This window comes from Mesobacillus campisalis (assembly GCF_000986785.1).
GTDB classification, from domain to species: domain Bacteria; phylum Bacillota; class Bacilli; order Bacillales; family Cytobacillaceae; genus Mesobacillus_B; species Mesobacillus_B campisalis.
The window spans coordinates 39,388-64,541 of the sequence record NZ_LAYY01000004.1 but is presented as its reverse complement, the minus strand read 5'-3'; the positions used below and the strand labels follow the sequence as shown (position 1 = coordinate 64,541).

Genomic DNA, 25,154 nt, shown 5'->3' with positions numbered 1-25,154 from the left:
TTGGACTCCGTTTTAAGAAGGAACTAAAATTCTCTCTCCCATTCATCATCCAAGATTTCACCATTTTCTGTGATATATTCAATCATAACCGACCCAGTTTTCAATTTTACTTCGGTTTTAAGGAAAGATATTACCTCATTAAGATTTTTATCGTCCTCGTCACTTCTCTTTCGGGAAATGCTGATACGGATTGTTGCTGTAGCTTTCGATTCTTTATAACTTCCAGGGTTAATAGAATCCTTATTAAATTCGATATTTTCATTGGTAAAGAATACAAATAAATCAGTTGGCTCCCCAAAGGTTTCTTTAATGAAAGGACGTATTTCAGTTTCTAAATCATCTGCCCATTTATCAGCCCTATAGGTATCGACCATTTGATTTGTTTCATCATCATAGTAAATTAAAAATTGAGTATGGGTTTTCTTATCCCTGACCTTAACAGCATATTCAAATTCAAAGTTGCCCATATTGTCATACAAAACGTCATATATCTCGAAATCGTCATTAAATTTTTCCTTTACATACTGCTCAGCTTGAATCTTTATCTTTTCTTCCTCATCTTTATCAGGCTTCATTTCAAATATAAAGACCGCTACAAGCAGCCCAATACCGACTAAGATGGCAGCCAAAAACCCAAGTATGAGTTTTAGATATTTATTCATAGCCACCCTCCCATTAGTTTAATGTAAAAATTTATCCTATATTTCTATATTAATCCATTTCCCAGTTTGTAAGTACAAAATTATTGTAAACCCCTATATATTGTTAAAAGATCCTACCAATATTCTATTCTTAAGGTTTGCTTTTTGCTCGGCGGGGTAAAGGAAGATGGTGCACAAATAGAAAGGGAGTTAGGGGGATGAGAAGAAAAAAAGCGGTCGTATACCTTCTTTTGCCCTTTTCCAAACTTCTCAATGAAGTGAGGAATGAATCACCGGTTTGGGTGCTGACGACGGCTAGCCTTTCACCACATGCCCCTTTCCAGACATGGAATACGCCGGAAGGACCGGTCGAGGTGACCTTCCAGATGCACAGCGTCGTCATCACTGGGTTTGATAAGGAATTTATCTATGTGAACGATCCGTATGGCCAAAAAGACCGTAAAGTAGACCGGGATCATTTTATCGCCAGCGGGGAACTGATGGGCAGCCAGGCTGTTGTGATTCATTAACAATACATACTGAATCAACGCCATGTGGTTCATGGCGTTGTTTTTATAGGATATTCGAATCAACGCAGCCTTTGTTTATGTACATTACTTCACATTCTTGTTTTTTTGTTCCCATTCTTCTAAAGTCATCATTTTAAATTCTTCTTGAAAATCCAGCCTTAACGGAGCAATCAATTCAATACTATTGCCATCGGGGTCCTTGAAATAAATAGCTGCATGCGCATGCGGATTGTTAGGTAATATGAGCGGCTGTTTTTCGGGAGGGAATCCAAAATTAGTGGATACGGCTATCCCTCTTTCTTCCAGCCATCCCTTAATATTAGTCATATCCTCTGCATCAATTTGCAAGGCAACATGTCTAATTGAAGGATGGTAAGGTGTATGAACTTTATCTGTCTCCCATAATCCCAACCAGCTTCTTCCTTTATCAATCCAGAAAAACACTAAGTTTTCTTGTCTATAAGCCATTTCCAAATCTAATTTTTTATAAAACTCAATCGAGTTTTCAAGATTACTGACAGGTAAATGCGCTTCATATAAGCCTTTAATCAAAAACAAAACCCCCTATTATCATACTCACTATACAGAAGTGCTGAGGATGGAATGCTATGCCTAATCTTTCTTTATTGCTTTCCATTCATCTTCCAATATACTCATTTCCCACATACTCCAGTATTCATTGCCACTTTTCATGTAATCTCGGATCAACCCTTCTTTTTTAAACCCTGCTTTTTCATAACAAGCAATGGCTGAAGCGTTAAAATCAAATACACCGAGACTGACTCTATGTAATTCAAGTTCCTCAAATGCAACTTTGAGGATTTCTTTCATCATACGCAGACCTATCCCTTTACCTCTTACCTTTGCGTCTCCAACCAGTACTTTCCCTACTCTTGCCGACTTGTTGTTTCGATCGATATGACCTAATGATATATGTCCTATTACGCTTCCGGTTTCCTTTTCCAACACACTGTAAACCAAAGCCCGGGAATGATGATGGTTCGCATTTTCAAGATAATCCTCCAACTGCTGTTCCGTTAATGGGAAACTAAACACCGGACCTCCCCATTGCGATAAAAATTCTGGGGACTCCATCCAGTTTATTAGCTGTTGAAAATCCGAACGTTCAAAAAATCTTAATTTAATCATCTATATTTCTCCTCTTTTCCGACTCCTTTTTCGAATAAAAGTATATTTTCAGTTTTTTCATTCGTCAACTTTACTGCCCCAGCCGTTGGCTATAACTATTGTGATTCATTAAGAATACATATCAAAAAGGCGCCATTAGTTTCATGGCGCCTTTAAATTTGTTACTTATTTATCCCGTTTTTTACTCATTGGCAAACCTGCTGCACCCCAATTTTCAGGTGGAACGTCATGTAATAATACTCTGATGGTTTCAGGTGAATTGCCTAACGTCCGGCTAACGGCGGCTGTAATCTCTGCAATCAATTGCTGTTTCAATTCTTTCGATCTGCCCTCCAGCAAGTGTACCTGTACAATTGGCATTTCCAACCCCCCAGAAAGTTAAATGATTGTTAAATCCATTTTACCAAGCCCAACAAATTCAGTCTCAATGGAATCCCCTCTAAAAACATGAATGGCTTCGGTTATTGCACCGGTTAGCACAATCATACCGGGCTCAATACATAGCCCAGAGGCATGTAACATTTTGACCAATTCAACGACCGAACGAACTGGATTTCCCAAAACAGCGGAACCTTTACCTTCTTGGACCACTTGATTATTCAACTTCATTCGTACCTTTGCTTTTTCCCATTGAAGCTGTCCGGGCTTATACATTATTTCTGATATCAAAAACCTTGCACTGGAAGCATTATCGGCAACGACATCCATGAGATTAAAAGAAAAATCCTTATAACGGCTGTCAATAATCTCTAATGCTGGCATTATCCCTTCAGTGGCCTCCCAAACCTCTTGCTCAGTAATATTATTTCCTTCGAGTCTTTTGTTCATTAAGAAAGCAAGTTCAGGCTCCACTCGCGGATGAATCAAACCTTCCATAGAAAGTTTCTTATTGGACATCTCCATAGACTTTAGCAATCTTCCGTAAATGGGCTGATTGACCCCTACGGATTGTTGCTTCGCCAAACTTGTCAGCCCCATTTTCCAGCCAACAAATTGGTCACTGTTTTGTAATTCTTTTTCCATGTTGATTTCCTGAATTTTATAAGCATCCTCAATTGTAATAGAGGGGTACCGTATTGAAATTTTATCCATCTCTTTAGCACTTTTCTGATGACGATAAATTTCATTAGCAATGACATTTAGATCCACGTTAAAATTCTCCTCAAATAAAATTCCAAGAAATTACCCAAATTGCCAAACGCTGTGACTAAGGTTTCCATATCGAAAACTGCGATGAAGCAAAGTTGCCCTTGGATTGTTGGCAGCTGCACCCATTGCATAAAAGATTGGAATAAAGTGTTCATTCCCGTATGGGGGGACTGCCAATGCTGCATGAGGTGCAAGTGAATCATAGTTAAAAAGGGATTCTACATTCCAGTTTTCCAGTTTTTTTGCCAGCCAATCATCAAATTCAAGTGCCCATGAATCAACCTGTCCATTGTCAGCCCACTTTAAGGCTCTTAAATTATGAACGGTGCCCCCGCTGGCGATGACTAAAATATCCTTTTCTCTTAACTCCGATAGAGATTTTCCGATGTTATATTGCTCCTCGGTAGTAAGCTTTGGATTCACCGACATGGCAATTACCGGAACATCTGCATTCGGATAAAGCAGACGAAGTACTACCCATGCACCGTGATCCAGACCACGAGATGTGTCATTTTCAAAAGCAATACCATTTTCAGTAAATAAATCTTCTATTTCTTTTGAAATGTCGTGATCCCCGCGAGCAGGATACTGAATTGTATAAAGCTGCGGATCAAAGCCGCCAAAATCATAAATCGTATTATACTCATGGACCCGGCTTACCTGCTGCACCTTGGATTCCCAATGCGCAGAAAACAAAACAACAGCTTTTGGACGAGGAAGGTCCTGACCTAGTTGATTTAGATATTTTGTATACTCATTATTTTCAATCGCAATTAATGGTGCACCGTGAGCAATAAATAATGATGGCATCATCTTTTATTCCCCTCCCTATTTTTTGTATGTTTGGTTGATTATTTTCGCAAATCATTTAAAATCCAAGCTTGAAAATCCTGAAGATTTTTTGGTGATACTGTGTGCCCTTCCGGATAAGATTTAAATGTCACGGGAACCCCAAGCTTAGTAAAATACTCCACATTTTCGTTCCCCCACTCATATGGCAGGACCTGATCATATTCCCCGTGCGAGATAAAGACCGATAAATAATTACCTGTGTTAATTGTGTATTCTTCCTTTACAAATTGAGGAATATAACCACTTAGAGCCACAACACCCTTAATCTTTCCTTGCGTGAGTGCTAAGGTCATGGAAACAATGGCTCCTTGGCTAAAGCCCATCAAGTATAATTGTTCGGGGTCTATCTCATAATTTAGTGATGCATAATCAATAAATTCAGCTACTCTTTTGATTCCGTCATCGAATACTTCCCGATGTGGTTTTCCATATCCCTGGATGGTAAAGTAGGCAAATCCCATCCCATGGGTTAAATGTCCCCTTACACTAAAAATAAAGAAGGAATCTTCCAGGCCATTAACTAGTGAGAGCATATTTTGTTCGTTGCTTCCTATACCATGCATGACAAACAATGCTGGATACTTTTTCCCAGGAATTAAATTCTTAGGACGGCGAAGTTCATAAATTATTTCAGTTTGCATTTGCAAAACCTCCTAATAGATATCTTGTTTTTATCAAATAAAATCATACATTTTTTAATATTTGCGGCTTTAATGTTTTCTTATATGAATCTTTGTTCTCTTTTAAAATACCAGAGGCGAATTTGGATTGTCAATAAATTTTCATTTTTATGAAACAAAGTTTACTATTCAAAAACAAATTGGTAAGGAGCCAATAGATGGGGAAGTTCCAAGGAAGAGAAAATAGACCGGCAGACTAGCCGGTCTATGAAAGCTGAAAGTTATATTTTTACATTTAAATATTTCATTTATTAGGAAAGGAAAGTCCAAGCCCTCTGAATATACCGGATGATTTTCTCAAACAATAAGATTGTTAAATAACTAACTAGGAGGACTTCTATGAAACAGGATCACCAGGGCAAAGCGAATGCGGGTTCTATAATGAAATCAGGTTTCGCGGGAACTGATCCCCAAAAAGTAAAACAAGAAATTCAAAAAGATGTCAGCGAAGGACAAGGGTCAATGACTTCCCGAAAGGCTGGAGCAATGAGAGATTAAACAATCTTGGAAATGCCGAAGGATAGGAGCACCTCTGGCTTAATAAAAAAGGTGCCTTATCCTTTTTTAGGTCAAAGCACCCGTTCAGGTAAATAGTGGGTAAATTGCTGTAACGGCCCAAACTGCAATTAGAACCCAAATAAATATTATAATTGAGCCGCCTATCCAATTCTTCGGCTTCCCGTTTCTCATCAGTATTTCTGCCTTCATTTCACAGTCAGATAATACATCCTTCGGGATCATTTTCAATGCCAACATTATCCCTAACGGAAGCAGAATTACATCGTCTAAATAGCCTAGAATAGGGATAAAATCTGGTGTTAGGTCAATGGGGCTAAACGCATAAGCGACAACACATCCAGTAAATGCTTTGACATACCAAGGTACTCGATCATCTTTACAAGCATAGTAAAGAATAAATATCTGTTGTTTTAATTTTTTCGCCCAACTCTTAATTTTATCAAACATTATATAGCCTAATATTAATTAAAAAATCAAACCTTTATTTAAGAATCGAGTTTTTTAAATTCCCATCTTACCAAAGGTTTTTTACAAAGCGAATCATTATTCTTGGCATAAACAGTAAGATGTTCCAAACTACTTCAAATAGGATTGAATCTCTGCATTCAATTAGAATTTCTTTAAAAAAGCCATGCTGCCTTTCTTTTTTTCTTTTTCTATTTTTCAACTTTCCATCTCCCAATGACTCAATATTTTTAAACAATATCCTCTGGCGCCCAGGTAGCCAGGTTATCACCGGGACAAGCCACTACTGCAAAAACATCACTCAAATTGGTGTTATTGTGAACCTCCACCTGCCAGCTTTCAAAATCTTTGTGATGCCCATTAATGTAAAGAACCTCTCCAGTATCAAAAATTAAATAGAGGTGGGGGATTTCCCTGCCTAATTTGATATCTACAATTTTCTTCAATCGCAGTTCACATAATTTTCTTGCTGACTCAGTTAAATCACGTCTGTGATTCTCTTTAGGCGGAGGAGGAATTTCGGGCATTGAAGGAAATACTTCAAATTCGTTTTCAATATTTATTGATATTTGACCATCAATTCTGTTTCCGTTGTGATCATTTTCAGATAGAAGAACCCTCAACCCATAGAATAGTAAACCTTCTATTCGTGAACCTTTACATAAATATATTAACGTCTTTAAGGCGATATCTCTTTGTTCCTGATCCAATATATTCACCCCGAAAATAAGGATTTCCTATACTCTTAATATAATCTGCTATCCTTAAGCAGAGAATAAACATAAGTATCATGTGCCACGCCATTTTGGTACATATAATCTCTTAATATCCCTTCCAGCTGGAAACCGGCCTTGGACAGCAATTTATTGGATGCCTGATTATCAAGGAAAACAACGGCTCCTATGCGGGTTAGGCCGAAATCATCGAATCCGTACTCAATCACTTTGGAGAGCGCTTCAAAAGTAAAGCCTTTCCTCCAGTGATCAGGATGAATCTCGTAGCCTATTTCGGCTCTTTTATGCTTGGGAGACCAGGCATTCAATCCAATGGTCCCGATAATTCCCTGCTGTCCTTTGATCTCGATTCCCCACCTGATCCCTTTTTTCTCCTTGTAGCTGTTTGTAAAAAAATCAATAAGAGCCTCTGCTTGCTCTATATGCTCGAAAGCTTCCTGCCCATAAAATTGAAGGACATTTTCATCCGAAAAGCAGGCGAAGATACTTTTCGCATCATCATTTGTTATTTCCCTTAACCTCAATCTTTCGGTTTCTAATGTTGGAAACATGTGTATTCTCCCTTGATCATGGCGCTCATGATTTTTGATTCATCTACCTATTTTACCATATTTTTCATGCTGGTGATGTTTTAAAAAATGATCTGGCTCCCATAAATCATGCCCTGTTGTGTTTCGTGCAGGCAAGAAATCATAGGCGGAGAAATTCCGGTTAATGTATATAGAAGGCGCTTAAGAAGCCTAAATTAGCGGATATATTCCGCTTAATCACTTTAAAAGGCATCGAATTTAAGGATTTTTTCAATATAACCGGAAAAGCTCCCCTTATATTGCGGGAAATGTTGGTATTTCCCAATTTTAGCGGAATTTTTCCGTTTAGTTTCCAAACTCATATCACAAAAACTTTCTTTCTTACAAAAAAAATGCTTGGAGAGCTCCAAGCATTTTTGCTGATCAAACTGCCTATTGATTTAAATGCGTAAAAATAGCACGGTGAATTCTAATTGCAAAGCCGAACTTTTTTACTTCTATTTATTCTTCGATTGTCACCAATTTTAACGGTGCAGGGATGTTTTCTTCGACCTTTTTCCCCTGGACCACATCAAGTCCTGCCTTGACGGCAAGCTGTCCAATCAGGTCGGGCTGCTGAGCAACGGTTGCCTCCAGCTGCCCTGCTTCAATTGCTTTTAGCGCATCATCATTTCCGTCAAATCCAATAACCATAATTTCTTTTCCTGAGCTGTTGATCGCTTCAATCGCGCCAAGAGCCATTTCGTCATTGTGAGCGAACACCGCTTTGATATCCGGATTTGCCTGGATGATGTTTTCCATGACTGTCAGCCCTTTTGTCCGGTCAAAGTCTGCCGCTTGTTTCGCGACGACCTGCAGCTTTTCATCGGCAATATTATGGAAGCCTTTACCGCGTTCACGTGTGGCGGAAGCACCGGGAACTCCTTCAAGCTCGGCCACCAAAGCGCCTTCACCAAGCTGTTGTACTATATATTTAGCCGCCATTTCGCCGCCTTTGACATTGTCAGAGGCCACCAACGCTTCCACTTCCCCTTTATCGGCGGAACGGTCGAGCGTGATCACCGGTATGCCAATGCTGTTCGCCGATTGTACCGCGGTTGAAATCGCCGCGGAATCGGTTGGGTTGATCAGCAGCACATCCACGCCTTGCTGAATCAAGTCTTCCACGTCATTGATTTGTTTCGCCGAATCGTCCTGCGCATCAACGACTTTCACTTCAATCCCCAGCGCTTCGGCTTCCTTGACGACACCATCTTTCAATGAGACAAAGAACGGATTGTTCAGCGTCGAAACAGAAAGGCCGATTTTCAGATCCTCGATTTTTTTCTCGCCCTGGTCAGGCTTCGCCCAGCCCGGCGGTTCCATTGAGCAGGCTGATAAAAAGGCGAGGGAAGTTACTAAAATTAAAGCCAGCAATTTTCTCATTTTGTCTCCTCCTAGGCTGATTTCTTGCGGTCCAGCAGCACCGCGATAATGATGACAATCCCTTTGACAACCTGTTGATAGAAGGACGAAACGCCTAGAAGGTTCAGGCCGTTATTGAGGACCCCGATGATCAGGACCCCAATCATCGTTCCAAAAATTCTTCCTTTCCCTCCTGAAAGGCTTGTCCCGCCCAAAACAACTGCTGCGATCGCATCCAACTCATACGATGCTCCAGCTGTTGGCTGGGCCGAATTCAGACGGGAAGTCAAAATGGCACCAGACAATGCGGCAAGAAAACCTGACAGGCTGTAAATCAGCACTTTCACGCGCGGTACCTTGATGCCGGAAATCAGCGCCGCTTTTTCATTACCGCCAATCGCATAGGTCTGGCGTCCAAATGGTGTTTTATGAAGCAAAACATACAATACAATAAACGTCACAATCATGGTTACCGCAGGAACAGGAATTCCAAGGAAATAGCCTCGGCCGAATAACTGGAATAGAATATTATCTCCCAAGCCAGTAATCGGATTTCCTTCTGTGTAAACAAGCGTAAGACCTCTGAACAGAGTCATCGTTGCCAACGTCGCGATGAATGGGGCCATTTTCCCCTTGGTGATTAATAGACCATTCACGGCTCCAAAGATGGCACCCAGCAAACAGCCGATTAAGATCGCAAGCATCGGGTCGAACCCGGAAACAATCATGCCGGCTGTCAATGCACTGGACAGCGCGAGAATCGCCCCTACGGATAAATCAATTCCGCCAGTTAAAATAACAAACGTCATACCGAAGGCAATCAGCGCATTAATCGAAACTTGCCGCAATAAATTTAGGATATTGAGTGGTTCCAGAAAACTTGGGTTCATTACTGAAACAAAAACCACCAAGATTAAGAGACCAAGGAACGGTCCAAGTTTTTGAGTGACGGATTGAAGGAGGTTCCCCTTACTGGTTTGTAAAACTTCACTGTTTGCTTTCATCTCACTGGCCTCCTGTTGCTAGTGTCATAATGTTTTCCTGTGTCGCCGTTTCCTGGGGCAGCTCGCCGGCAATTTTTCCTTCATGCACGACAAGGATCCGGTCGCTCATCCCAAGCACTTCAGGCAATTCCGAAGACACCATGATGATGGCGACGCCCCGATTGGTCAATTCATTCATCAGCTGGTAAATCTCCCGCTTGGCACCCACATCGACTCCCCTTGTCGGCTCATCGAGAATCAATTCCTTCGGCCCAATGCCAATCCATTTCGCGATGACCACTTTCTGCTGGTTTCCGCCGGACAAATCGCCGACTCTTGTTTCTGCAGATTCCGTTTTAACCGTTAACCTTTTGATCAGCATGTCCACGAAATCCTTTTCAGCTTTCTCCTGGATCAATCCTTTTGGAGCAAAGCTGTATAGAGATGGCAGCGCGATATTATCTTTAATCGAAAAGTCGAGCACCAAACCTTCGTCTTTCCGGTCCTCGGTGATAAAACCGATTCCCAGATGAACCGCTTGATTGGCGTTTTTGATGGTGACTTTTTTGCCGTTTAAAAGGACTTCGCCGCTGGCAATGGGATCAAGCCCGAAAATGCCGCGCATGATTTCTGTCCTGCCTGCCCCCATCAAACCGGAAACGCCTACAATTTCACCGGAACGGACGGAGAAGCTAACATCCCGGAACGCCTTCCCGGTCAGATTTTTCACCTCAAACACCGTTTCTCCTGGCTTTGAGTCCCGTTTTGGAAAGCGGTCTGTCAATTCGCGGCCAACCATTTTCCGGACCACTTCTTCAAAATTCGTTTCAGGAATGGCTTTGGTATCGACTGTTTTCCCATCACGCATGACGGTAATCCGGTCACAGATGGCAAAAATCTCTTCCATCCGGTGCGAAATGTACACAATGGAAACGCCTTCTTTTTTAAGCGAAGCAATCACTTCAAACAGCTTTTGGATTTCCCGTTCCGTCAAGGCAGCTGTAGGTTCATCCATGATGATGACCTTTGCTTTTGTCAGCAGTGCCTTGGCAATCTCAATCATCTGCTGTTCGCCAACCGAACAGCTTCCAGCCTCTTTATCCAACGGAAGGGAGACATCCAATCTTGCGAACTGTTCTTGTGCAAGGCTTTTCATTTTGGCCGAATCTACAAGGCCGAAAGCTTTCTTCGGCTCTTTGCCTATGAACATATTGTCGAGGACCGACATTTCCGGCCAGATGTTGAGTTCCTGGTGGATGAAGGTAATCCCGGCCTGTTCGGCTTCTTTTGGATTTTTAAAATACATCTCTTTTCCATCAACGAAGATTTTTCCTTGATCAAGCGAATGAAGCCCGGTCAGCACATTCATCATGGTCGACTTCCCTGCTCCATTCTCGCCCATCAAGGCATGAACTTCGCCTTCTTTTAACTCGAAATCCACCCCTGTTAATACCTGGTTCGTTCCGAATGCTTTATATATTCCCTGCATCGTAATATGCATGTTGTTCACCTCGGCTTTGGTAGGCTCTTTTGCTGCTGTTTCTCGTTCACTTGGTTAAAAAAACACTCCGGAATAAAGAATGCAGTTCGCATAAGGCGTGACTTCGCCTGTCCGGATGACCGCCTTCGCCTGGCGGCTGAGCTTTTTCAGCTCGTCATGGGAAACTTCGACTCTTTCAGTCTCGGAAAATTGTTTAGTCAAAAAAGCAGCTGCCGCTTCATTCGCTCCATGAATTTCCGTGGCGAATGCGACTTTCTCAATCACCATGTCATCGGCGACGGCTTCAACCACTTCTTCGAACGAGGGAGTTCCAGGCTTCAAAGCCATATCAATTTTCACGACCCCTTCCGGAACAGGCAATCCTGCATCGGCAATCACAATATAGTCTGTGTGTCCAAGGTCGACGAGGACCTTTGTAATACTGCTGTTCAGCATCCCTTGCTTTTTCATCCTATAAGCTCCCTTCCACTTCTGCTCTTGTCGGCATTCCGCCCTGGGCACCGAATTTCGTTACAGACAGGGAAGCCGCTCTGTTTGCAAATTGAATGCTTTCCCGGAGGCTCCTGCCCTCTGATAGTGCCACGGCAAACGCCGCATTGAATGTGTCGCCGGCACCTGTTGTATCCACCGCCTCTACTTTATAGGAAGGAACAAGCACCTCTTTTTCACCATCATGGAAACGGACGCCTTTGCTTCCTTCGGTAATGAACACTTTATTGTGGTACTTTTTCATGGCATCGCTTGCGTTTTCTCCCGCAAACAGCAAACCCGCTTCCGTTTCATTCGGAGTTATGTAGGCGGCTCTTTCAATCACAGCCTGGCTGACCGGACGAGCCGGCGCAGGGTTTAACAGCAATGGAATGCCTTTCTCACCACAAAATTCGGCAACATAATCGACGGTGGCTTCCGGAATCTCCTGCTGAATCAGCACCATATCTGCTGAAGAAATTACGTCCATTGCTTTTTGGATATATTCAGGAGTCACATACTTGTTTGCACCTTCCACAACAATGATGCTGTTATCACCTTCAGCAAGGGTAATATGGGCTGTCCCGGTTTCTGCATGTGTAACCGGTTCCACATAATCCGTACGAACACCATTCTTTTTAAAATTATCCAGGATCATTTTTCCGAACTCATCGTCCCCGACACAGCCAACCATGTAGACTTCGGCGCCGAGACGGGAGGCCGCAACAGCCTGGTTGGCACCCTTCCCGCCGGGAACCGTTTTAAACGACTCCCCTAGAATCGTTTCGCCTTTTTCCGGTCTTTTATGGGCACTTACAACCAAATCGATGGATGAACTGCCAATCACAACAAGCTTAGTCATGATGATCTCCCTTTCTCGTGGTTTGTCTTTCGATAAATTGTACAGGCAGCTGAATTCTTTTTGATTCAAGCTTCTCCCCGTTAATTTGCTTAATTAGTAGTTTTGCAGCTTCCCTGCCCATATCATAAGCCGGCTGGCGGATCGTCGACAGCGCGGGATATAAAAACTGGCTGAAAGGGATATCGTCAAAACCGATGATTTGCAGCTCTTCAGGCATCTTCTTCCCGACTCTGTGGGCCTCGTGGATGATAGCTGCTGCAACCACATCATTGCTGGCAATCACGCCATCGGTATCAGGGTACTTTTCAAAAAGTTCCTTCGCCCAGTATTCCGCCTCCTGAAAAGCGAACGAGGCGGTGGTCATCACGTCGAATTCAACGTTGGCGCTATATAGTTCATCGACCGCTCCTTTGAAGCGGTCCCGCGCTGTCTGGAATTCAACAGGTCCCTTAAGCAGGGTAATCCTCGAGCTTCCGCGGTTCACCAGTTCCCTTGCCGCTAACCGCCCTCCTGCATAGCCATCCGCATGGACTGAAGGATGCTCTTCCGATGTCCGGTCAAGCAGGACCAGCGGAAACGAAAGAGATTTATATTGAGATAAAACAGCATTGGTTGATGCGGATATGAGACCGATTACATTATTTAGTTTAAACGTTTCAATATAGTCAATTTCTTTGTCCAGCTGTTCGTCGGCGTTCCCAATAATCAGCCTGAAACCATGTGCCTGCATCTCGTCTTCCACACCCCGGGCCAGTTCTGGAAAAAAGGGGTTGCGGATATCAGGCAGAATCAAGCCGATCAGCCGCGACTTTTTATTAAAAAGGGAGCGAGCCACCTCATTCGGTTTATAATTCAACTCCCGGATGGCCTCATCAATCAGCTTGCGGGTATCTTCATGAACATATCCTTTATCATTGATTGCTCTTGAGACGGTCGCAACCGATACCCCCGCTTTTTTGGCCACATCCTTAATGGTTGCCACTTTCTCACCTCTTTTGTGTGTAACCGATTACACATACAGATTACCACAACAGAATTCGACATTGCAACTATTTTCTTCAACTCGGCGGAAGGTAATAGTCGTTAAGGCTGTTGCGGCAAAATTAAATTGAGAAATAAAAGAAGCTCAATCCCCGTAATGAAGCAGGAGAACCGTCCCCCTGCTCTACAGCAGTTCTTTTACTAGTTCCCGATTTCGTTCTTGAAATACTTCATTGTGGGATGAGACCATGGCTGTTTTATTGGCTCCGGGCTCGATATACTGTTTGGCTTTATTGACGGCATTGGCAGCATCCTGGAAACAGCCGGCGATCAAATTTAGTTTTCCGTCGAATTTCAAAATATCTCCCGCTGCATAAATCCCTTTTACGGAGGATTCACAGAACGAATTCCCGGCTATATAAAAATCATCGACCAGCGCCATATCCAATTCACTTTTTTTAAGTAAACTGCTGTCTTGTTCATAGCCGTGGCTGATGATGACTTCATCAATATCGAAGTATGTAACATGGCTTGTTGCATGATCCGTCAATTCAACTTGTGCAATCCCTTTATGGTTATCGCAAGCGATCAGTTTGGTGATTGATTTCTTCGGCAGGCAGACTGCTGTGCTGTTCATTAACTGTGAGATCTGTGCTTCATGGCCGGCTAGAGATTCTTTCCTGTATGTGATATACACCTTTTTGGCAATGGGCTCCAACGCATTCGCCCAGTCAATGGCCGTGTTTCCACCGCCGGATATCATCACAACTTTATCCTTGAACCGCTTAAAGGATTGTACCGTGTAATGAATATTTTCTGCTTCATGGCGCCCTGCCCCTTCGATTTCCAGCTTTTTCGGCTTGAGGATCCCACTGCCCACAGCCACAATCACCGTTTTTGAATAGTGCTTTTGCCCAAATGCTCCTGTCAGCACAAATAAACCATCATGCTGGCGGGAAATTGATTCAACCTTTTCATTCAGCACCACTTCCGGCCCGAAGGTTAACCCTTGGCCGACCAGCTGTTCAATCAGTTTTGCTCCAGGAAGAGGCGTTAGTCCCCCGACATCCCAAATCATTTTTTCAGGATAGACATGAAGTTTTCCGCCCAAATGGTTTTGATATTCAATGAGTTTCGTTTTCATTTCCCTGAGACCACTGTAAAAAGCCGAATACAACCCGGCTGGTCCCCCGCCTATAATGGTCACATCGAAAATATCCTTCTCTCCCATCTCTATCCGCTCCTAACCTTTAGTCGTAAATGATTATCATTATCAATTAAGATAATCTATTTTGTTATCGATTTCAATATGAATCTTTAAAAATCCTTCAGAGTTAAAATTCGAATTTTTTTTGACGGCTGTGGGACTTTATCCAACTTTTTTAAAATTTTGTTGTTTTTCAGATTGACAGTTAACCCCCTCACGAATTATATTGAATGCAGTAATGATACTGATAATCATTTTCAATTATAATTAAGGAGGTGTTTCTGTTTGGTCCGACTGTTGACGAATGATGTGAGCGTTGGCTATGGCGATGTCATGATTGTCAAACATCTCAGTGTCCAGATTCCCGACCAGAAGATCACGACGATTATAGGTTCCAATGGCTGCGGCAAATCCACATTGCTAAAGGCCATTACCCGGATTATTTCACATCAGTCCGGCTCCGTTCTGTTGGACGGAAGAGATATTTCGAAAGAAAACACCAAGATCCTTGCCAAAAAAATGGCCATTCTTCCCCAAACCCCTGAAGGTGCCGCCGGTTTAACCGCTGGAGAACTGGTGTCGTATGGTCGCTTTCCTTATCAAAATGGCTTTGGAAGGCTGACGAAAAAGGATTATGAGGTTATTGACTGGGCGTTGGAAGTGACAGGAACTCTTGAGTACAAGTTCCGTCCGGTTGATGCCTTATCAGGAGGACAGCGGCAGCGGGTCTGGATTGCAATGGCTCTAGCCCAGGAAACGGACATCATCTTTCTTGATGAACCGACAACCTATCTGGATATGGCGCATCAGCTGGAGGTTCTGGAATTATTGCAGAGGCTGAATCGTGAACAGCAGCGCACCATCATTATGGTCCTTCATGACTTGAACCAGGCGGCCCGGTTTGCCGACTATATCATCGCCCTTAAGGATGGAGAAATGGTGAAAGCAGGAACTTGCGCGGAAGTCATCGTCCCTGAAGTGCTCCGTGAGGTTTTCCAGATCGATGCGGTCATTGGGAGAGACCCTAGAACGAATAAACCAATGTGCATCACTTACAATCTTTTAAAAGGAGAAAAACAACAACATGAAAAAAATATCCCTGCTCTTTATGCTCACGCTGGTTCTGCTTATTAGTGCCTGCAGCCAAGGTACAAGTGAAAAGGCATCAAGTTCTGCTCCAAAAGAGGAAAAACCGGAATTCATTACATACCAATCTGAAACAGGGCCTATTGAGGTTCCCGCAGACCCGCAAAGAGTGATCCTGCTTTCAGGGTTCACGGGAAATGTGATTGACTTGGGAGTGAATATCGTCGGAGTAGATGTCTGGTCCAAAAACAATCCAACCTTTGCGGAAGAATTAAAGGATGTTGAGGAAGTGTCAGATGAAAACCTGGAGAAGATCATAGAGTTGGAACCCGACTTAATCATTGGGCTGTCCACGATTAAAAACCTTGATAAGATAAGTGAAATCGCTCCCACGGTTACTTACACATGGGGAAAAGTAGATTACCTGACACAACATATCGAAATTGGCAAGCTATTAAACAAGGAAAAAGAAGCACGGGAATGGGCAGAGGACTTTAAAACCCGTGCAGAGGAAGCCGGAGAAGAAATTCGGGCGAAAATTGGCCACGATGCGACCGTTTCGGTGATGGAAAGCTATGGCAAAGACCTTTATGTGTTCGGGGACAACTGGGCCCGCGGCACGGAAATTTTATATCAGGCGATGAAATTGCCTATGCCTGAAAAGGTAAAAGAAGTCGCATTGGAATCAGGCTATTTTGCCCTATCTGCTGAGGTATTCCCCGAGTATGCCGGGGACTATGTGATTTTAAGCAAATACTCGGATGCCGATACTTCCTTCCAGGAAACAGAAACCTATAAAAACACTCCAGCCGTCAAAAATAACCGTGTTTTCGAAATGAATGGCGAAGGAGCCTCCTTCAGTGACCCAGTCACACTTGAAAAGCAATTGGAGTTCATCAGGAAATCTTTCTTGGGCAACTAAGGCAAAACAGGAATTCTTTATTAGAATTCCTGTTTCCCTATTCTACTAAAGGACTATTCAAAATGAACATACATTTTTCTTTTCCTCAAAAATTAATAGCCGGAAGTCTCGTATTTTTGGGCATGTTTGCAGCCGCCATGACACTGGGAGCCGCGGATATGACTGTGAAAGATGTATGGCTCGCACTTGCCACGTCCGCTTCCGGGGATAAAATGTCCATTATTCGGGAAATCCGTCTGCCACGTGGTATTGCAGCCATTTTCGTGGGGGCTGCTCTTGCCGTTTCAGGAGCCGTCATGCAAGGGATGACAAGAAATCCTCTTGCAGACCCTGGATTACTAGGATTGACAGCCGGCGCTAATGCCGCTTTGGCGATAAGTATTGCGTTGCTTCCTTCAGCCAATTACTTTGTTACGACCGTGGCGTGTTTTATTGGCGCCGCCCTGGGGGCCCTTCTGGTCTTTGGAATAAGCGCGATAAAAAAAGGCGGATTCTCTCCGCTCAGGATTGTACTGGCTGGATCAGCCATATCCGCTTTTTTGTATGCAGTCGCGGAAGGAGTCGGCCTTTATTTTAAAATCTCCAAGGATGTCTCGATGTGGACGGCAGGAGGAATGATTGGCACAACATGGGGCCAGCTAAAAATAATTGTTCCATTTATTTTGATTGGGATTCTAGTATCGCTTTTGCTTTCCAGGCAGCTTACCATCCTGAGTCTGAATGAAGAAGTGGCCGTTGGGCTGGGGCAAAGGATCCCACAAATAAAAGGCATTCTTTTTATCGTGATTATCATGCTGGCTGGAGCATCGGTTGCTTTGGTCGGAAACATGGCCTTTGTCGGCCTTATGATTCCCCATATCGTTCGTATGATGGTTGGAACCGACTACCGTTACATCCTGCCGATGTCGGCGATAATCGGCGCCACATTTATGCTGTTTGCCGATACAGTGGGCCGGACCATTCATTCGCCCTACGAAACTCCAGTCGTCGCCATTGTAGCCATACTGGGACTGCCCTTCTTCCTGATCATTGTCCGGAAAGGAGGAAGAGCCTTTACATGATTCATCCAGTCTTAGTTAAAAAACAACGGTTTATATTAGGGATAGCCCTGCTGCTTATTCTGGTTACCATGATTGGCGGTATGGGATTAGGATATTCTTCTCTATCCTATGACAGGCTTCTGCCTACTCTGATGGGGCAAGGGACGTTTAAAGAGGAATTTGTTTTATATTCCGTGCGCTTGCCGCGCATTCTGATTACCCTTTTAGCCGGGATGGCACTAGCCCTATCAGGGGCCATTTTACAGGGAATTACAAGGAATGACCTAGCCGATCCTGGCATTATCGGGATTAATGCGGGTGCAGGTGTGGCGATTGCCGTATTCTTTTTGTTCTTCCCGATTGAAGCAGGATCTTTTGTGTACCTTCTTCCGCTCGTTGCCTTTGGAGGAGCGGTCCTTACGGCTTTTTTTATTTATGTGCTTGCCTATAGTAAAAATGCAGGATTGCAGCCAGTTAGTTTAGTGCTCATTGGGGTTGGGTTTTCCTTGGCCCTTTCAGGAGCCATGATTGTTCTTATTTCAGCTTCCGACCGCACCAAAGTCGATTTTATTGCCAAATGGCTGGCAGGAAATATTTGGGGCACAGACTGGCCGTTTATTTGGGCCCTTCTGCCTTGGTTGGTTGTACTCGTTCCTTTTACTTTATATAAAGCCAATCGGTTGAATCTCCTTGGATTAAGCGAGCCGGCTGCCATTGGCGTTGGCGTTTCGGTTGAACGCGAACGAATCCATATGCTTTTAACGGCGGTTGCCTTGGCCGCCTCCGCTGTTTCCGTCACCGGAGGAATCAGCTTCATCGGATTAATGGCACCGCACATCGCAAAAGCCCTAGTAGGGCCGAGGAACCAATTGTTCATTCCAGTTGCGGTTCTCCTTGGCGGTTGGCTCCTATTATTCGCAGACACACTGGGACGGAACATCATTGAACCCAGCGGAGTACCGGCCGGAGTCATGGTATCCTTCATCGGGGCTCCTTATTTTGTGTATTTGCTGCTAAAAAAATAATTTCCGTTAAAAGCCCCTTCTGTATTTTTTACAGGAGGGGCTTTTCCCTTGATATGTGTTTTGAAACCACACACAATGAGTACCGGTCCTTACCTGTTACTTTGCGGGAGCATTCCATCAAGTAGTGAAGCAGCAGAACCGTCCCCTTGCTTCGCATAAAAACTTCCTGGTTTGGAAATCTTATGTTCATCCTTTATCGGAGGGTGGTAAATGTGGATTGGTTTGGAGACAGTAATACATTGTTAAGATTCAATATGTTTTCTGTTAGTCATTTCGCTGTGTTGGGGGTCTTTTTTTTGGTCATTTCAGCCCTTTTCTTCTGCAGAAACATATTGAGGGAGGGCCAGTGGAGGAAAAGTGAAATCCTGATCACTTGTTCGTTTATTTTATTTGAAGCAGTAAATCATTTCTGGATGTACAAGCATGGACTGTGGACGCTCGGCCGGTCCCTGCCGCTCGAATTATGCAATATTGCCGTCATCCTGAGCGTAATCCTGCTGCTGACAAAAAACAGATTTGTATTTGAAATTTTATTCTTCCTTGCCCTGGCAGGTGCGACACAGGCCATCATCACACCTGCCTTGACTTACGGTTTTCCGCATTTTCGTTTTTTCCATTTTTTCTATAGCCATATGATGGTTGTATGGGTCACCTTATACTTTGTCTGGGCCAAGGGATATTTTATCTCCTTCATGTCTGTTCTTAAGATAGTCGGGTTTATTAATCTGCTTTTGCCGGCCATTTTGTTCATGAACAGAGTGTCCGAAGGGAACTACTGGTTTTTGCGACATAAGCCAAACAGTCACAGTATTTTGGATATTCTCGGGCCTTATCCTTGGTATATCTTTTCACTGGAAGGCATTTTGATTGGTATCAGCTTTATAGCCTGGATCATTGCCCGCCATTGGAACCGAAGGCCGGCAAGCTGCGCCGTTCAGGTTCCCTGGTTATCTTCCCAAGGTAATATCCGCCCCCCATTTCGTGCCCCGTTCTTAATGGGACCGGACGAATCGCTCAGGAATCCTGATGAATGATAAAAAGGTTCAGTGAGTTTTTAAAGACTCACTGAACCTTTTTCTGTTTTTATCCGCGGCCACAGCCTTATTATTATCCTATTAACAGGATTGTCCTCACAGAGCATTGAGAGGGGTTTCCTGTAATTCGGGCTTTCTGGTGTGTTCTTTGATGTGGTTGGCAGTAAGGCTCTCATTTTGAAGATTGCCCCTTAATCGATGAAATTCTTTCTGAAGAAACCGTTCGATCTTCTTGCGCCTGCGTCCACCTTTTGCGGCCATTTTGAACTCCTCCTTCAGGAATTTATTACGAAGACTTCGTTATGCTTCGTCTATCGATCGTAATTTAACGGTTCATAGTCAAATTCGTCATTGTCACCATAAAGGTCGCCCGGATAAGCTCCCTGGCTGATCGCAACCCTGCAGTTCTGACATGAGGGACTGTCCCTTTGCCAGGATGGGAGTTCCCCACCACAAAAGACACAATAATCTTCCAAGCAGCATCCCTCCTAAGGTGAAATCTTATGTTTGCCACTACTATAAAAGATAATTTACTTGAAGACAAACGTCTAATTTCGCTGAATTCAGCCATTATATCTGATTATTCTGCATTTTCTTTTTGTATCTCCTCCTTTTTCACTTTTCCTCTTATTTTTGCATTTTTTGTATTGATTTTGACTGTAATGGCACTTTTCAAAAGAAAGAGGCAGCCAGATTTTTGACTGGCTGCCTGCTAGTGAATTTATATAGTGTCTTTCACCAAGAAAATTGGGGAATTGCCGGTTTCGTTCACGCCGGGCCACCCTGTTTTGGCTTGATTGCATCAATTCCCGGGAGAATTGCATTAATTATCGACAGTTATGCTTCAATTATCGCAAGAATTGCATCAATTCTTCGGCTTTTTTGAAAAACCCGTGTCCAACTTGTGAACAACAAACCAATTGTGTCCTCTGAACCGCCATGTGAAGCAGCAGAACCGTCCCCCTGTTTACCTGATTTTTTCCAGACGGGAAGCTACTTCTTCTTCTGTCAGGTTATGCTCGGCGATATACCTGTTTCTTGGGTGTGTCCGGCACTCGTGGCTGCAGCCTCTTAGATAGCGGTGTTCGTTTTCCTCGGATACGAGGATTTGCTTGTTGCATTCCGGGTTTGCGCAATTGACATATCGCTCACATGGTTCTCCGGTGAAGTAATCTTTTCCGACCACCACGTGCTCGACCCGATTGACTGGAACACTGATGCGGTTATCAAACACATAGCATTGCCCATTCCATAACTGGCCTTTTACTTCAGGATCCTTGCCATACGTCACGATTCCGCCATGAAGCTGGGAAACATCGTCAAAGCCTTCCTTCTTCAGCCAGCCGGAGAACTTTTCGCAGCGAACCCCTCCAGTGCAGTAGGTCAGGATCTTTTTGCCTTCAAGCATTTCCTTATTTTCCTTGATCCAGTCTGGCAATTCACGGAAGGATTTGATTTCTGGCTTGATCGCTCCCTGGAAATGGCCGATGTCGTATTCATAATCATTGCGCGCGTCAATGACAATAGTGTCTTCTTCCTGCATCTTTTCATAAAACTCTTTTGGCTCAAGGTAGTTACCTGTCAGCTCGAGTGGATTCACATCATCCTCCAGCCTTAAGGTAACAAGTTCCGGCCGATGGCGGACATGCATTTTCTTGAAGGCATGATCTTCGGCATCATCGATTTTATAGACCATATCCGCAAATCGGGAGTCCTGCTTCATTGCCTGCATATATTGTTCTGTCGCCTCGTAGGTTCCGGAAACCGTTCCGTTTATCCCTTCAGACGCAACTAGAATCCTTCCCTTTAGGCCAAGCTCCTTGCAAAAACGCAAATGCTCCGCCGTAAACTCTTCCGGATTTTCAATTGTCACGTATTTATAATAAAGTAAAACACGATAAGGAGATTTTTCCATTTCTTCTACCACCTAATTCTAAATCTAAATGAAAAAAGGACCACGACATGATAGAGCCCTGGGTCCTAGCTTAATTATCACTATTATCGTATTATAAACCTGTTTTTAAACGATGGTAAAGAAAAATGCTTGCAGCCAAAATCTTCTAGGAGAGTTTTAAGCCTGACAAACAGCTATAAAAGACTTTATACCCCCTCCTAAGGACGATTCATGTTATACTTCCATCGTCCACTAACTAATGGACCTTCCTCTCCGAATTACATACCTAAGTTTTTTTTAGGCCAGGAGAGGAAATATATATATTGAGGTGAAACAGATGAAAGTGACCATAACAAAGAACGCAGACCAGCAAATCAAGGATTTGCTTGGAGAAAATCCCGTCGTTCGACTTAACGAGTACCAGACGGCTGGTTGAAGTGCTACCTACGTGTATGAACTTGCTCAGGCTGAGCAGTCCGAAAACGATGAAGGCTTTACAATCGATGGTATTACCATCCTCATCGAACCTGAAGTGATCCGTCATATCGATGAAGATATTATCATCGACCATAAAAAAAATTACGGGTTCATCCTCAAAACCAGCTTTGAAATCTTAAGCTTTGGAATGAAATTGGTCAAATGATACACGGGGACGGTTCTCCTGCTTCATTCTTTATCCTGGAGGAAGCCGGAGAACCGTTCTTTATGCTCCGCCGTTTGCGCTGGCATTTCTTCGGCGTTTTTCAATTTCATTGACCCCCATCACCACGGCAATCAGCTCTTCTGTCAGCAGGGAGTCTGAAACATTGTTCAATTCAAAGGCGGCAGACTGGAAGAACCCGTTCACCTTTTTGAAGCTTGCCACCTCTTGTCTTCCGGCATTCAGGATTGTATATTCTCTTGAAAAGGCTGGCGACTCGATTTCAAAGCTCTCATAATCTTTATCATAGTAATATTTCTTCGAGAAAAAGGTAAACGCCGCACGGACTCGCCCCAGTTCCGGGCCATCAGGCGTTTTAACGAGCCATTTGCCGGAAAGGAACGGGAAGCTCCCTTCCACAAGGAGTTCTCCTTGTGCATTTTCCACGCTCATGCTGGAAGTAAAAGCACTTTTCAAATCCAGCTTCCCGACCTTTTCCTGACTTTCATTATATATATCCGTTCTTCCCGCCGAAAACATTTGATCCTTGAAGTAGACCCTGCTATCCATAACAAACACCCCTTTATTTACCATACGATTTAAAGGTATGGAGGTTTCACGTGATTCTTTCTCACCCCAATATACTTTATGTATGGCCGAGCTTCTTACCTACAGCCCCTGTTCATTAAGCGCATGTTCGTGTTCATCCGCAAGAACTTCTTCGAGAAATTCCTTCAGCTCCTCCTTTATATCTTCTATGGACTCGTCGAGCATTTCCCCAGTTACCTTACTGCCGGGAATATTCATCGAAATCGGCAGTCCAAGAAAAGTACGCTCACATTGCCATATATTAATCAAATGAATATACGGCACTTCACCATCTATATCAATAATCCCTATAGAAACCGAGGAATTGTAGCCAGGCTGAAAGGGATCGGTTCCCTCCCGCTCCAAACCAGCCTCAAAATCCAGTTCTAACTCCGCAAAAGCCGAATTGTACTCGCTCAACAGCGCATCGATATAAGACTGCAAGGCCCCTTCCGTGTGTTCAATCCTCTTCCTCAGCTCATCACTAAACTGCACCTGCTCATACCTCAACTTCAAACCCCTCCTGATGCATGGGGACGGTTCTTCTGCCTCAGTTTTTATTTGGATGAACTGTAGAACCGTGCCAATGCTTGATAAGCACTTCTTCCTCTTTTTCACGTGGAATTCCTGCTTTTCGCCCTATATCTTCCCTTGTTTTTTCCCATTTATAAACATCGTTAATGGTTTCTGCAAGTGGCCTGAAAGAAAGTCCCGCGTCCAAGGCTTTTTTTATGGAGATGCTGTTCGCGCCTTTCCACGGCTGCGTTTGTCCTGGTAAAGGATATTCTTCAGGAATCCATAAGGGCATTTCTGTCCATGGTTGAATTTGCTGCTCCAAGATAAATTTTTCATCCGCCCAGACGAATGTTGCATCGCTGTTTGTTACGGCTTTGCATGTATTTAACAATTCTCCCATCGTCAACTCATAATCTGGTCCCGTGACATTAAACACGCCAGCTTTTCTATTTTCGGCCATCCTGAACACCCATGAGGCTACATCCTTTATGTCAATCAGTTGGACGGGGCGCTCTGGCCGGCCTGGCACGATGATGCTTCCGCCTTTTTCAGTCCGTTGAACCCAGTATGGGAGCCGGTCCGTATAATCAAATTTCCCCACAAGCTGCCCCGCCCTTACCTGCAGCACGCGCCCCGGCCAGTGTTTCTCTGCTTCCTTCTCACAGAGGACTTTCAATGCACCGTAATGCTCGTACGGGGAGACTATTCCTTCTTCTACCTCTTTCAGCTGCTCCGTGGTCATGCTCTGTAAGTGGTAATCTTCCGTGATATGGAGAGGAATCCAATCCTTATAAACGGAAATGCTGGATATGTACGTATAATGCTCGATATTCTTATCTAGTACAGCCGCGATTTTCCTGATATGGTGCGGAGCGAAGCCGCATGTGTCCATGACAAGGTCAAACTTCTGATTTTCCAGCTGTGACACATCGCCGTCCCGGTCACCAATCAGCTGCTTCACTTCAGGAACCGTGATGGGGTGATTCCCGCGATTAAACAGCGTAATATCATGCCCCCTCTTCAGCCCTACCTCTACAAGTGCTTTTCCCAAAAACCGCGTACCGCCCAGGATTAGAATCCTCACGCCTTTTCCCCCAATCCATATTTTGACCTATCAGAAATATAATTCGGTATCCCCCGAGTATTCCCCTTCTTATGTATATTAGGAGCCGCGGGCCTTATGAATTGATGCACGGGAAACAGTCCCTGCGCTTCTATTGTTATTGATGAAATGGTAAAATTATCTTTGATAAAGGATAAGAAAAATAAAGGAGCTTTCTTACATGATTAATAAAATAGGAAAAGTAACGGTTTATGTAAATGATCAGGAACAGGCGAAAGATTTTTGGCTTAACAAGGTTGGCTTCGTCCTGAAATTCGAACAAGCTATGGGACCGAACATGTCTTGGATTGAAGTGGGACCAAGTGAAGACGAATTTACTACGCTGGTTCTATACTCAAAGTCAGCAATGGAACGACAAAATCCTTCTGCTGTTTCCCATCCATCCATTCTGTTCAGTACAACGGATATAGAGTCTGCTTATGAAAAAATGAAGCAAAATGGAGTAGAAGTGGACGAATTGCAAAGAATGCCTTTTGGCACCATGTTCACCTTTAAGGACCAGGACGGAAACACCTACTTGCTGCGTGAAGATAAATAGACAGGCTTAATACTCCAAAAAGCATGGTATTCTAATTAAAATCCATGCTTTTTTATATGGGAATACTTTAATGATCATCATTATCACCTTTTA

31 protein-coding genes are annotated in these 25,154 nt (G+C 43.6%); 9 read left to right on the top strand and 22 right to left on the bottom strand.

Annotated elements, in window-relative coordinates:
- Positions 1-23: 23 nt before the first annotated feature.
- Positions 24-662, bottom strand: a complete 639-nt coding sequence (locus WQ57_RS04750) for a hypothetical protein (protein ID WP_046522588.1) — start codon at positions 660-662, stop codon at positions 24-26.
- 197 nt (positions 663-859) lie between these two features.
- Between WQ57_RS04750 and WQ57_RS04745 the strand changes: the two genes are divergently transcribed.
- Complete coding sequence (locus tag WQ57_RS04745; protein ID WP_052948640.1) at positions 860-1,171, top strand: C39 family peptidase; 312 nt, start codon at positions 860-862, stop codon at positions 1,169-1,171.
- Positions 1,172-1,255: 84 nt separating this feature from the next.
- Here the strand turns inward: WQ57_RS04745 and WQ57_RS04740 are convergent, their stop codons facing one another.
- The 6 genes from WQ57_RS04740 to WQ57_RS04715 form a co-directional block, all read right to left on the bottom strand.
- Positions 1,256-1,723 (bottom strand): VOC family protein, encoded by a 468-nt coding sequence (locus tag WQ57_RS04740; RefSeq protein WP_046522587.1) that lies wholly within the window; start codon positions 1,721-1,723, stop codon positions 1,256-1,258.
- A gap of 60 nt (positions 1,724-1,783) precedes the next feature.
- Positions 1,784-2,320 (bottom strand): GNAT family N-acetyltransferase, encoded by a 537-nt coding sequence (locus WQ57_RS04735; RefSeq protein ID WP_046522586.1) that lies wholly within the window; start codon positions 2,318-2,320, stop codon positions 1,784-1,786.
- A gap of 165 nt (positions 2,321-2,485) precedes the next feature.
- Entirely contained in the window at positions 2,486-2,680 is a 195-nt protein-coding gene (locus WQ57_RS04730) for a tautomerase family protein (protein WP_046522585.1), read from the bottom strand.
- Positions 2,681-2,698: 18 nt separating this feature from the next.
- Positions 2,699-3,469 (bottom strand): 2-keto-4-pentenoate hydratase, encoded by a 771-nt coding sequence (locus tag WQ57_RS04725; protein WP_046522584.1) that lies wholly within the window; start codon positions 3,467-3,469, stop codon positions 2,699-2,701.
- A gap of 33 nt (positions 3,470-3,502) precedes the next feature.
- Entirely contained in the window at positions 3,503-4,282 is a 780-nt protein-coding gene (locus WQ57_RS04720; RefSeq protein ID WP_046522583.1) for a DODA-type extradiol aromatic ring-opening family dioxygenase, read from the bottom strand.
- Between the two features lie 38 nt (positions 4,283-4,320).
- The gene (locus WQ57_RS04715; RefSeq protein WP_046522582.1) at positions 4,321-4,962 is read right to left on the bottom strand and encodes an alpha/beta hydrolase; all 642 of its coding nucleotides are present in this window, start codon (positions 4,960-4,962) and stop codon (positions 4,321-4,323) included.
- 378 nt (positions 4,963-5,340) lie between these two features.
- On the opposite strand from WQ57_RS04715, the gene WQ57_RS26945 reads away from it, so the two are divergent.
- Positions 5,341-5,499, top strand: a complete 159-nt coding sequence (locus tag WQ57_RS26945; protein ID WP_173427534.1) for a hypothetical protein — start codon at positions 5,341-5,343, stop codon at positions 5,497-5,499.
- 84 nt (positions 5,500-5,583) lie between these two features.
- On the opposite strand, the gene WQ57_RS04710 is transcribed toward WQ57_RS26945, so the two are convergent.
- The 10 genes from WQ57_RS04710 to WQ57_RS04665 all read right to left on the bottom strand — a co-directional run bounded on the left by WQ57_RS04710 (position 5,584) and on the right by WQ57_RS04665 (position 14,679).
- Complete coding sequence (locus WQ57_RS04710; protein ID WP_046522581.1) at positions 5,584-5,967, bottom strand: YkvA family protein; 384 nt, start codon at positions 5,965-5,967, stop codon at positions 5,584-5,586.
- A 248-nt stretch (positions 5,968-6,215) separates the two neighbouring features.
- Positions 6,216-6,695, bottom strand: a complete 480-nt coding sequence (locus WQ57_RS04705; RefSeq protein ID WP_046522580.1) for a hypothetical protein — start codon at positions 6,693-6,695, stop codon at positions 6,216-6,218.
- A 35-nt stretch (positions 6,696-6,730) separates the two neighbouring features.
- A complete protein-coding gene (locus WQ57_RS04700) occupies positions 6,731-7,270 on the bottom strand; it encodes a GNAT family N-acetyltransferase (protein WP_046522579.1) in 540 nt (179 codons plus the stop codon).
- A 480-nt stretch (positions 7,271-7,750) separates the two neighbouring features.
- Entirely contained in the window at positions 7,751-8,674 is a 924-nt protein-coding gene (rbsB, locus tag WQ57_RS04695) for a ribose ABC transporter substrate-binding protein RbsB (RefSeq protein ID WP_046522578.1), read from the bottom strand.
- Between the two features lie 11 nt (positions 8,675-8,685).
- Complete coding sequence (rbsC, locus tag WQ57_RS04690; protein WP_046522577.1) at positions 8,686-9,657, bottom strand: ribose ABC transporter permease RbsC; 972 nt, start codon at positions 9,655-9,657, stop codon at positions 8,686-8,688.
- Position 9,658: 1 nt separating this feature from the next.
- Positions 9,659-11,137 carry a sugar ABC transporter ATP-binding protein gene (locus WQ57_RS04685; RefSeq protein WP_046522576.1) on the bottom strand — a complete coding sequence of 493 codons (1,479 nt, stop codon included), beginning with the start codon at positions 11,135-11,137 and terminating at the stop codon, positions 9,659-9,661.
- A gap of 54 nt (positions 11,138-11,191) precedes the next feature.
- A complete protein-coding gene (gene rbsD / locus WQ57_RS04680) occupies positions 11,192-11,587 on the bottom strand; it encodes a D-ribose pyranase (RefSeq protein WP_046522575.1) in 396 nt (131 codons plus the stop codon).
- A gap of 1 nt (position 11,588) precedes the next feature.
- Positions 11,589-12,467: a ribokinase gene (gene rbsK / locus WQ57_RS04675; RefSeq protein ID WP_046522574.1), complete on the bottom strand. Its 879-nt coding sequence runs from the start codon at positions 12,465-12,467 to the stop codon at positions 11,589-11,591.
- Positions 12,460-13,449 (bottom strand): LacI family DNA-binding transcriptional regulator, encoded by a 990-nt coding sequence (locus WQ57_RS04670; protein WP_046522573.1) that lies wholly within the window; start codon positions 13,447-13,449, stop codon positions 12,460-12,462. The genes rbsK and WQ57_RS04670 overlap by 8 nt, the downstream gene beginning before the upstream one ends.
- Positions 13,450-13,632: 183 nt before the next feature.
- Positions 13,633-14,679, bottom strand: coding sequence for an NAD(P)/FAD-dependent oxidoreductase (locus WQ57_RS04665; RefSeq protein WP_046522572.1), 1,047 nt, complete (start codon positions 14,677-14,679; stop codon positions 13,633-13,635).
- Between the two features lie 261 nt (positions 14,680-14,940).
- On the opposite strand from WQ57_RS04665, the gene WQ57_RS04660 reads away from it, so the two are divergent.
- The 5 genes from WQ57_RS04660 to WQ57_RS04640 all read left to right on the top strand — a co-directional run bounded on the left by WQ57_RS04660 (position 14,941) and on the right by WQ57_RS04640 (position 19,762).
- A complete protein-coding gene (locus WQ57_RS04660; RefSeq protein ID WP_046522571.1) occupies positions 14,941-15,789 on the top strand; it encodes an ABC transporter ATP-binding protein in 849 nt (282 codons plus the stop codon).
- Positions 15,740-16,663, top strand: coding sequence for an iron-hydroxamate ABC transporter substrate-binding protein (locus WQ57_RS04655; protein WP_046522570.1), 924 nt, complete (start codon positions 15,740-15,742; stop codon positions 16,661-16,663). The genes WQ57_RS04660 and WQ57_RS04655 overlap by 50 nt, the downstream gene beginning before the upstream one ends.
- Before the next feature lie 62 nt (positions 16,664-16,725).
- Positions 16,726-17,724 carry a FecCD family ABC transporter permease gene (locus WQ57_RS04650; RefSeq protein WP_046522569.1) on the top strand — a complete coding sequence of 333 codons (999 nt, stop codon included), beginning with the start codon at positions 16,726-16,728 and terminating at the stop codon, positions 17,722-17,724.
- A complete protein-coding gene (locus tag WQ57_RS04645) occupies positions 17,721-18,728 on the top strand; it encodes a FecCD family ABC transporter permease (RefSeq protein ID WP_046522568.1) in 1,008 nt (335 codons plus the stop codon). Before WQ57_RS04650 ends, WQ57_RS04645 begins: the two co-directional genes overlap by 4 nt.
- 182 nt (positions 18,729-18,910) lie before the next feature.
- Entirely contained in the window at positions 18,911-19,762 is an 852-nt protein-coding gene (locus WQ57_RS04640; protein WP_277620272.1) for a YwaF family protein, read from the top strand.
- Positions 19,763-19,858: 96 nt separating this feature from the next.
- Here the strand turns inward: WQ57_RS04640 and WQ57_RS26500 are convergent, their stop codons facing one another.
- On the bottom strand, positions 19,859-20,023 hold the full coding sequence (locus WQ57_RS26500; protein ID WP_156183050.1) for a hypothetical protein: 165 nt from the start codon (positions 20,021-20,023) through the stop codon (positions 19,859-19,861).
- Between the two features lie 706 nt (positions 20,024-20,729).
- Positions 20,730-21,677 carry an oxygen-dependent tRNA uridine(34) hydroxylase TrhO gene (gene trhO / locus WQ57_RS04630; RefSeq protein ID WP_046522566.1) on the bottom strand — a complete coding sequence of 316 codons (948 nt, stop codon included), beginning with the start codon at positions 21,675-21,677 and terminating at the stop codon, positions 20,730-20,732.
- Between the two features lie 427 nt (positions 21,678-22,104).
- Here trhO and WQ57_RS04625 point away from each other — a divergent pair, with 427 nt between their 5' ends.
- Entirely contained in the window at positions 22,105-22,299 is a 195-nt protein-coding gene (locus WQ57_RS04625; protein ID WP_046522565.1) for a hypothetical protein, read from the top strand.
- A gap of 60 nt (positions 22,300-22,359) precedes the next feature.
- On the opposite strand, the gene WQ57_RS04620 is transcribed toward WQ57_RS04625, so the two are convergent.
- From WQ57_RS04620 to WQ57_RS04610, 3 genes are all read right to left on the bottom strand, one after another.
- Positions 22,360-22,866 carry an LURP-one-related family protein gene (locus WQ57_RS04620; protein WP_046522564.1) on the bottom strand — a complete coding sequence of 169 codons (507 nt, stop codon included), beginning with the start codon at positions 22,864-22,866 and terminating at the stop codon, positions 22,360-22,362.
- A 99-nt stretch (positions 22,867-22,965) separates the two neighbouring features.
- Complete coding sequence (locus WQ57_RS04615; protein ID WP_046522563.1) at positions 22,966-23,394, bottom strand: hypothetical protein; 429 nt, start codon at positions 23,392-23,394, stop codon at positions 22,966-22,968.
- A gap of 40 nt (positions 23,395-23,434) precedes the next feature.
- Positions 23,435-24,484: an NAD-dependent epimerase/dehydratase family protein gene (locus WQ57_RS04610; protein WP_046522562.1), complete on the bottom strand. Its 1,050-nt coding sequence runs from the start codon at positions 24,482-24,484 to the stop codon at positions 23,435-23,437.
- A gap of 199 nt (positions 24,485-24,683) precedes the next feature.
- On the opposite strand from WQ57_RS04610, the gene WQ57_RS04605 reads away from it, so the two are divergent.
- Positions 24,684-25,061, top strand: a complete 378-nt coding sequence (locus WQ57_RS04605; protein WP_046522561.1) for a VOC family protein — start codon at positions 24,684-24,686, stop codon at positions 25,059-25,061.
- Positions 25,062-25,154 lie beyond the last annotated feature (93 nt).

Coding starts and splice junctions, on each gene's coding strand:
- WQ57_RS04750 (WP_046522588.1), bottom strand. CDS start 662: ATGAATAAATATCTAAAACTCATACTTGGGTTTTTGGCTGCCATCTTA.
- WQ57_RS04745 (WP_052948640.1), top strand. CDS start 860: ATGAGAAGAAAAAAAGCGGTCGTATACCTTCTTTTGCCCTTTTCCAAA.
- WQ57_RS04735 (WP_046522586.1), bottom strand. CDS start 2,320: ATGATTAAATTAAGATTTTTTGAACGTTCGGATTTTCAACAGCTAATA.
- WQ57_RS04730 (WP_046522585.1), bottom strand. CDS start 2,680: ATGCCAATTGTACAGGTACACTTGCTGGAGGGCAGATCGAAAGAATTG.
- WQ57_RS04720 (WP_046522583.1), bottom strand. CDS start 4,282: ATGATGCCATCATTATTTATTGCTCACGGTGCACCATTAATTGCGATT.
- WQ57_RS04715 (WP_046522582.1), bottom strand. CDS start 4,962: ATGCAAACTGAAATAATTTATGAACTTCGCCGTCCTAAGAATTTAATT.
- WQ57_RS26945 (WP_173427534.1), top strand. CDS start 5,341: ATGAAACAGGATCACCAGGGCAAAGCGAATGCGGGTTCTATAATGAAA.
- WQ57_RS04710 (WP_046522581.1), bottom strand. CDS start 5,967: ATGTTTGATAAAATTAAGAGTTGGGCGAAAAAATTAAAACAACAGATA.
- WQ57_RS04700 (WP_046522579.1), bottom strand. CDS start 7,270: ATGTTTCCAACATTAGAAACCGAAAGATTGAGGTTAAGGGAAATAACA.
- rbsB (WP_046522578.1), bottom strand. CDS start 8,674: ATGAGAAAATTGCTGGCTTTAATTTTAGTAACTTCCCTCGCCTTTTTA.
- rbsC (WP_046522577.1), bottom strand. CDS start 9,657: ATGAAAGCAAACAGTGAAGTTTTACAAACCAGTAAGGGGAACCTCCTT.
- WQ57_RS04685 (WP_046522576.1), bottom strand. CDS start 11,137: ATGCATATTACGATGCAGGGAATATATAAAGCATTCGGAACGAACCAG.
- rbsD (WP_046522575.1), bottom strand. CDS start 11,587: ATGAAAAAGCAAGGGATGCTGAACAGCAGTATTACAAAGGTCCTCGTC.
- rbsK (WP_046522574.1), bottom strand. CDS start 12,467: ATGACTAAGCTTGTTGTGATTGGCAGTTCATCCATCGATTTGGTTGTA.
- WQ57_RS04665 (WP_046522572.1), bottom strand. CDS start 14,679: ATGGGAGAGAAGGATATTTTCGATGTGACCATTATAGGCGGGGGACCA.
- WQ57_RS04655 (WP_046522570.1), top strand. CDS start 15,740: ATGAAAAAAATATCCCTGCTCTTTATGCTCACGCTGGTTCTGCTTATT.
- WQ57_RS04650 (WP_046522569.1), top strand. CDS start 16,726: ATGAACATACATTTTTCTTTTCCTCAAAAATTAATAGCCGGAAGTCTC.
- WQ57_RS04645 (WP_046522568.1), top strand. CDS start 17,721: ATGATTCATCCAGTCTTAGTTAAAAAACAACGGTTTATATTAGGGATA.
- WQ57_RS04640 (WP_277620272.1), top strand. CDS start 18,911: ATGTTCATCCTTTATCGGAGGGTGGTAAATGTGGATTGGTTTGGAGAC.
- WQ57_RS26500 (WP_156183050.1), bottom strand. CDS start 20,023: ATGGCCGCAAAAGGTGGACGCAGGCGCAAGAAGATCGAACGGTTTCTT.
- trhO (WP_046522566.1), bottom strand. CDS start 21,677: ATGGAAAAATCTCCTTATCGTGTTTTACTTTATTATAAATACGTGACA.
- WQ57_RS04620 (WP_046522564.1), bottom strand. CDS start 22,866: ATGGATAGCAGGGTCTACTTCAAGGATCAAATGTTTTCGGCGGGAAGA.
- WQ57_RS04605 (WP_046522561.1), top strand. CDS start 24,684: ATGATTAATAAAATAGGAAAAGTAACGGTTTATGTAAATGATCAGGAA.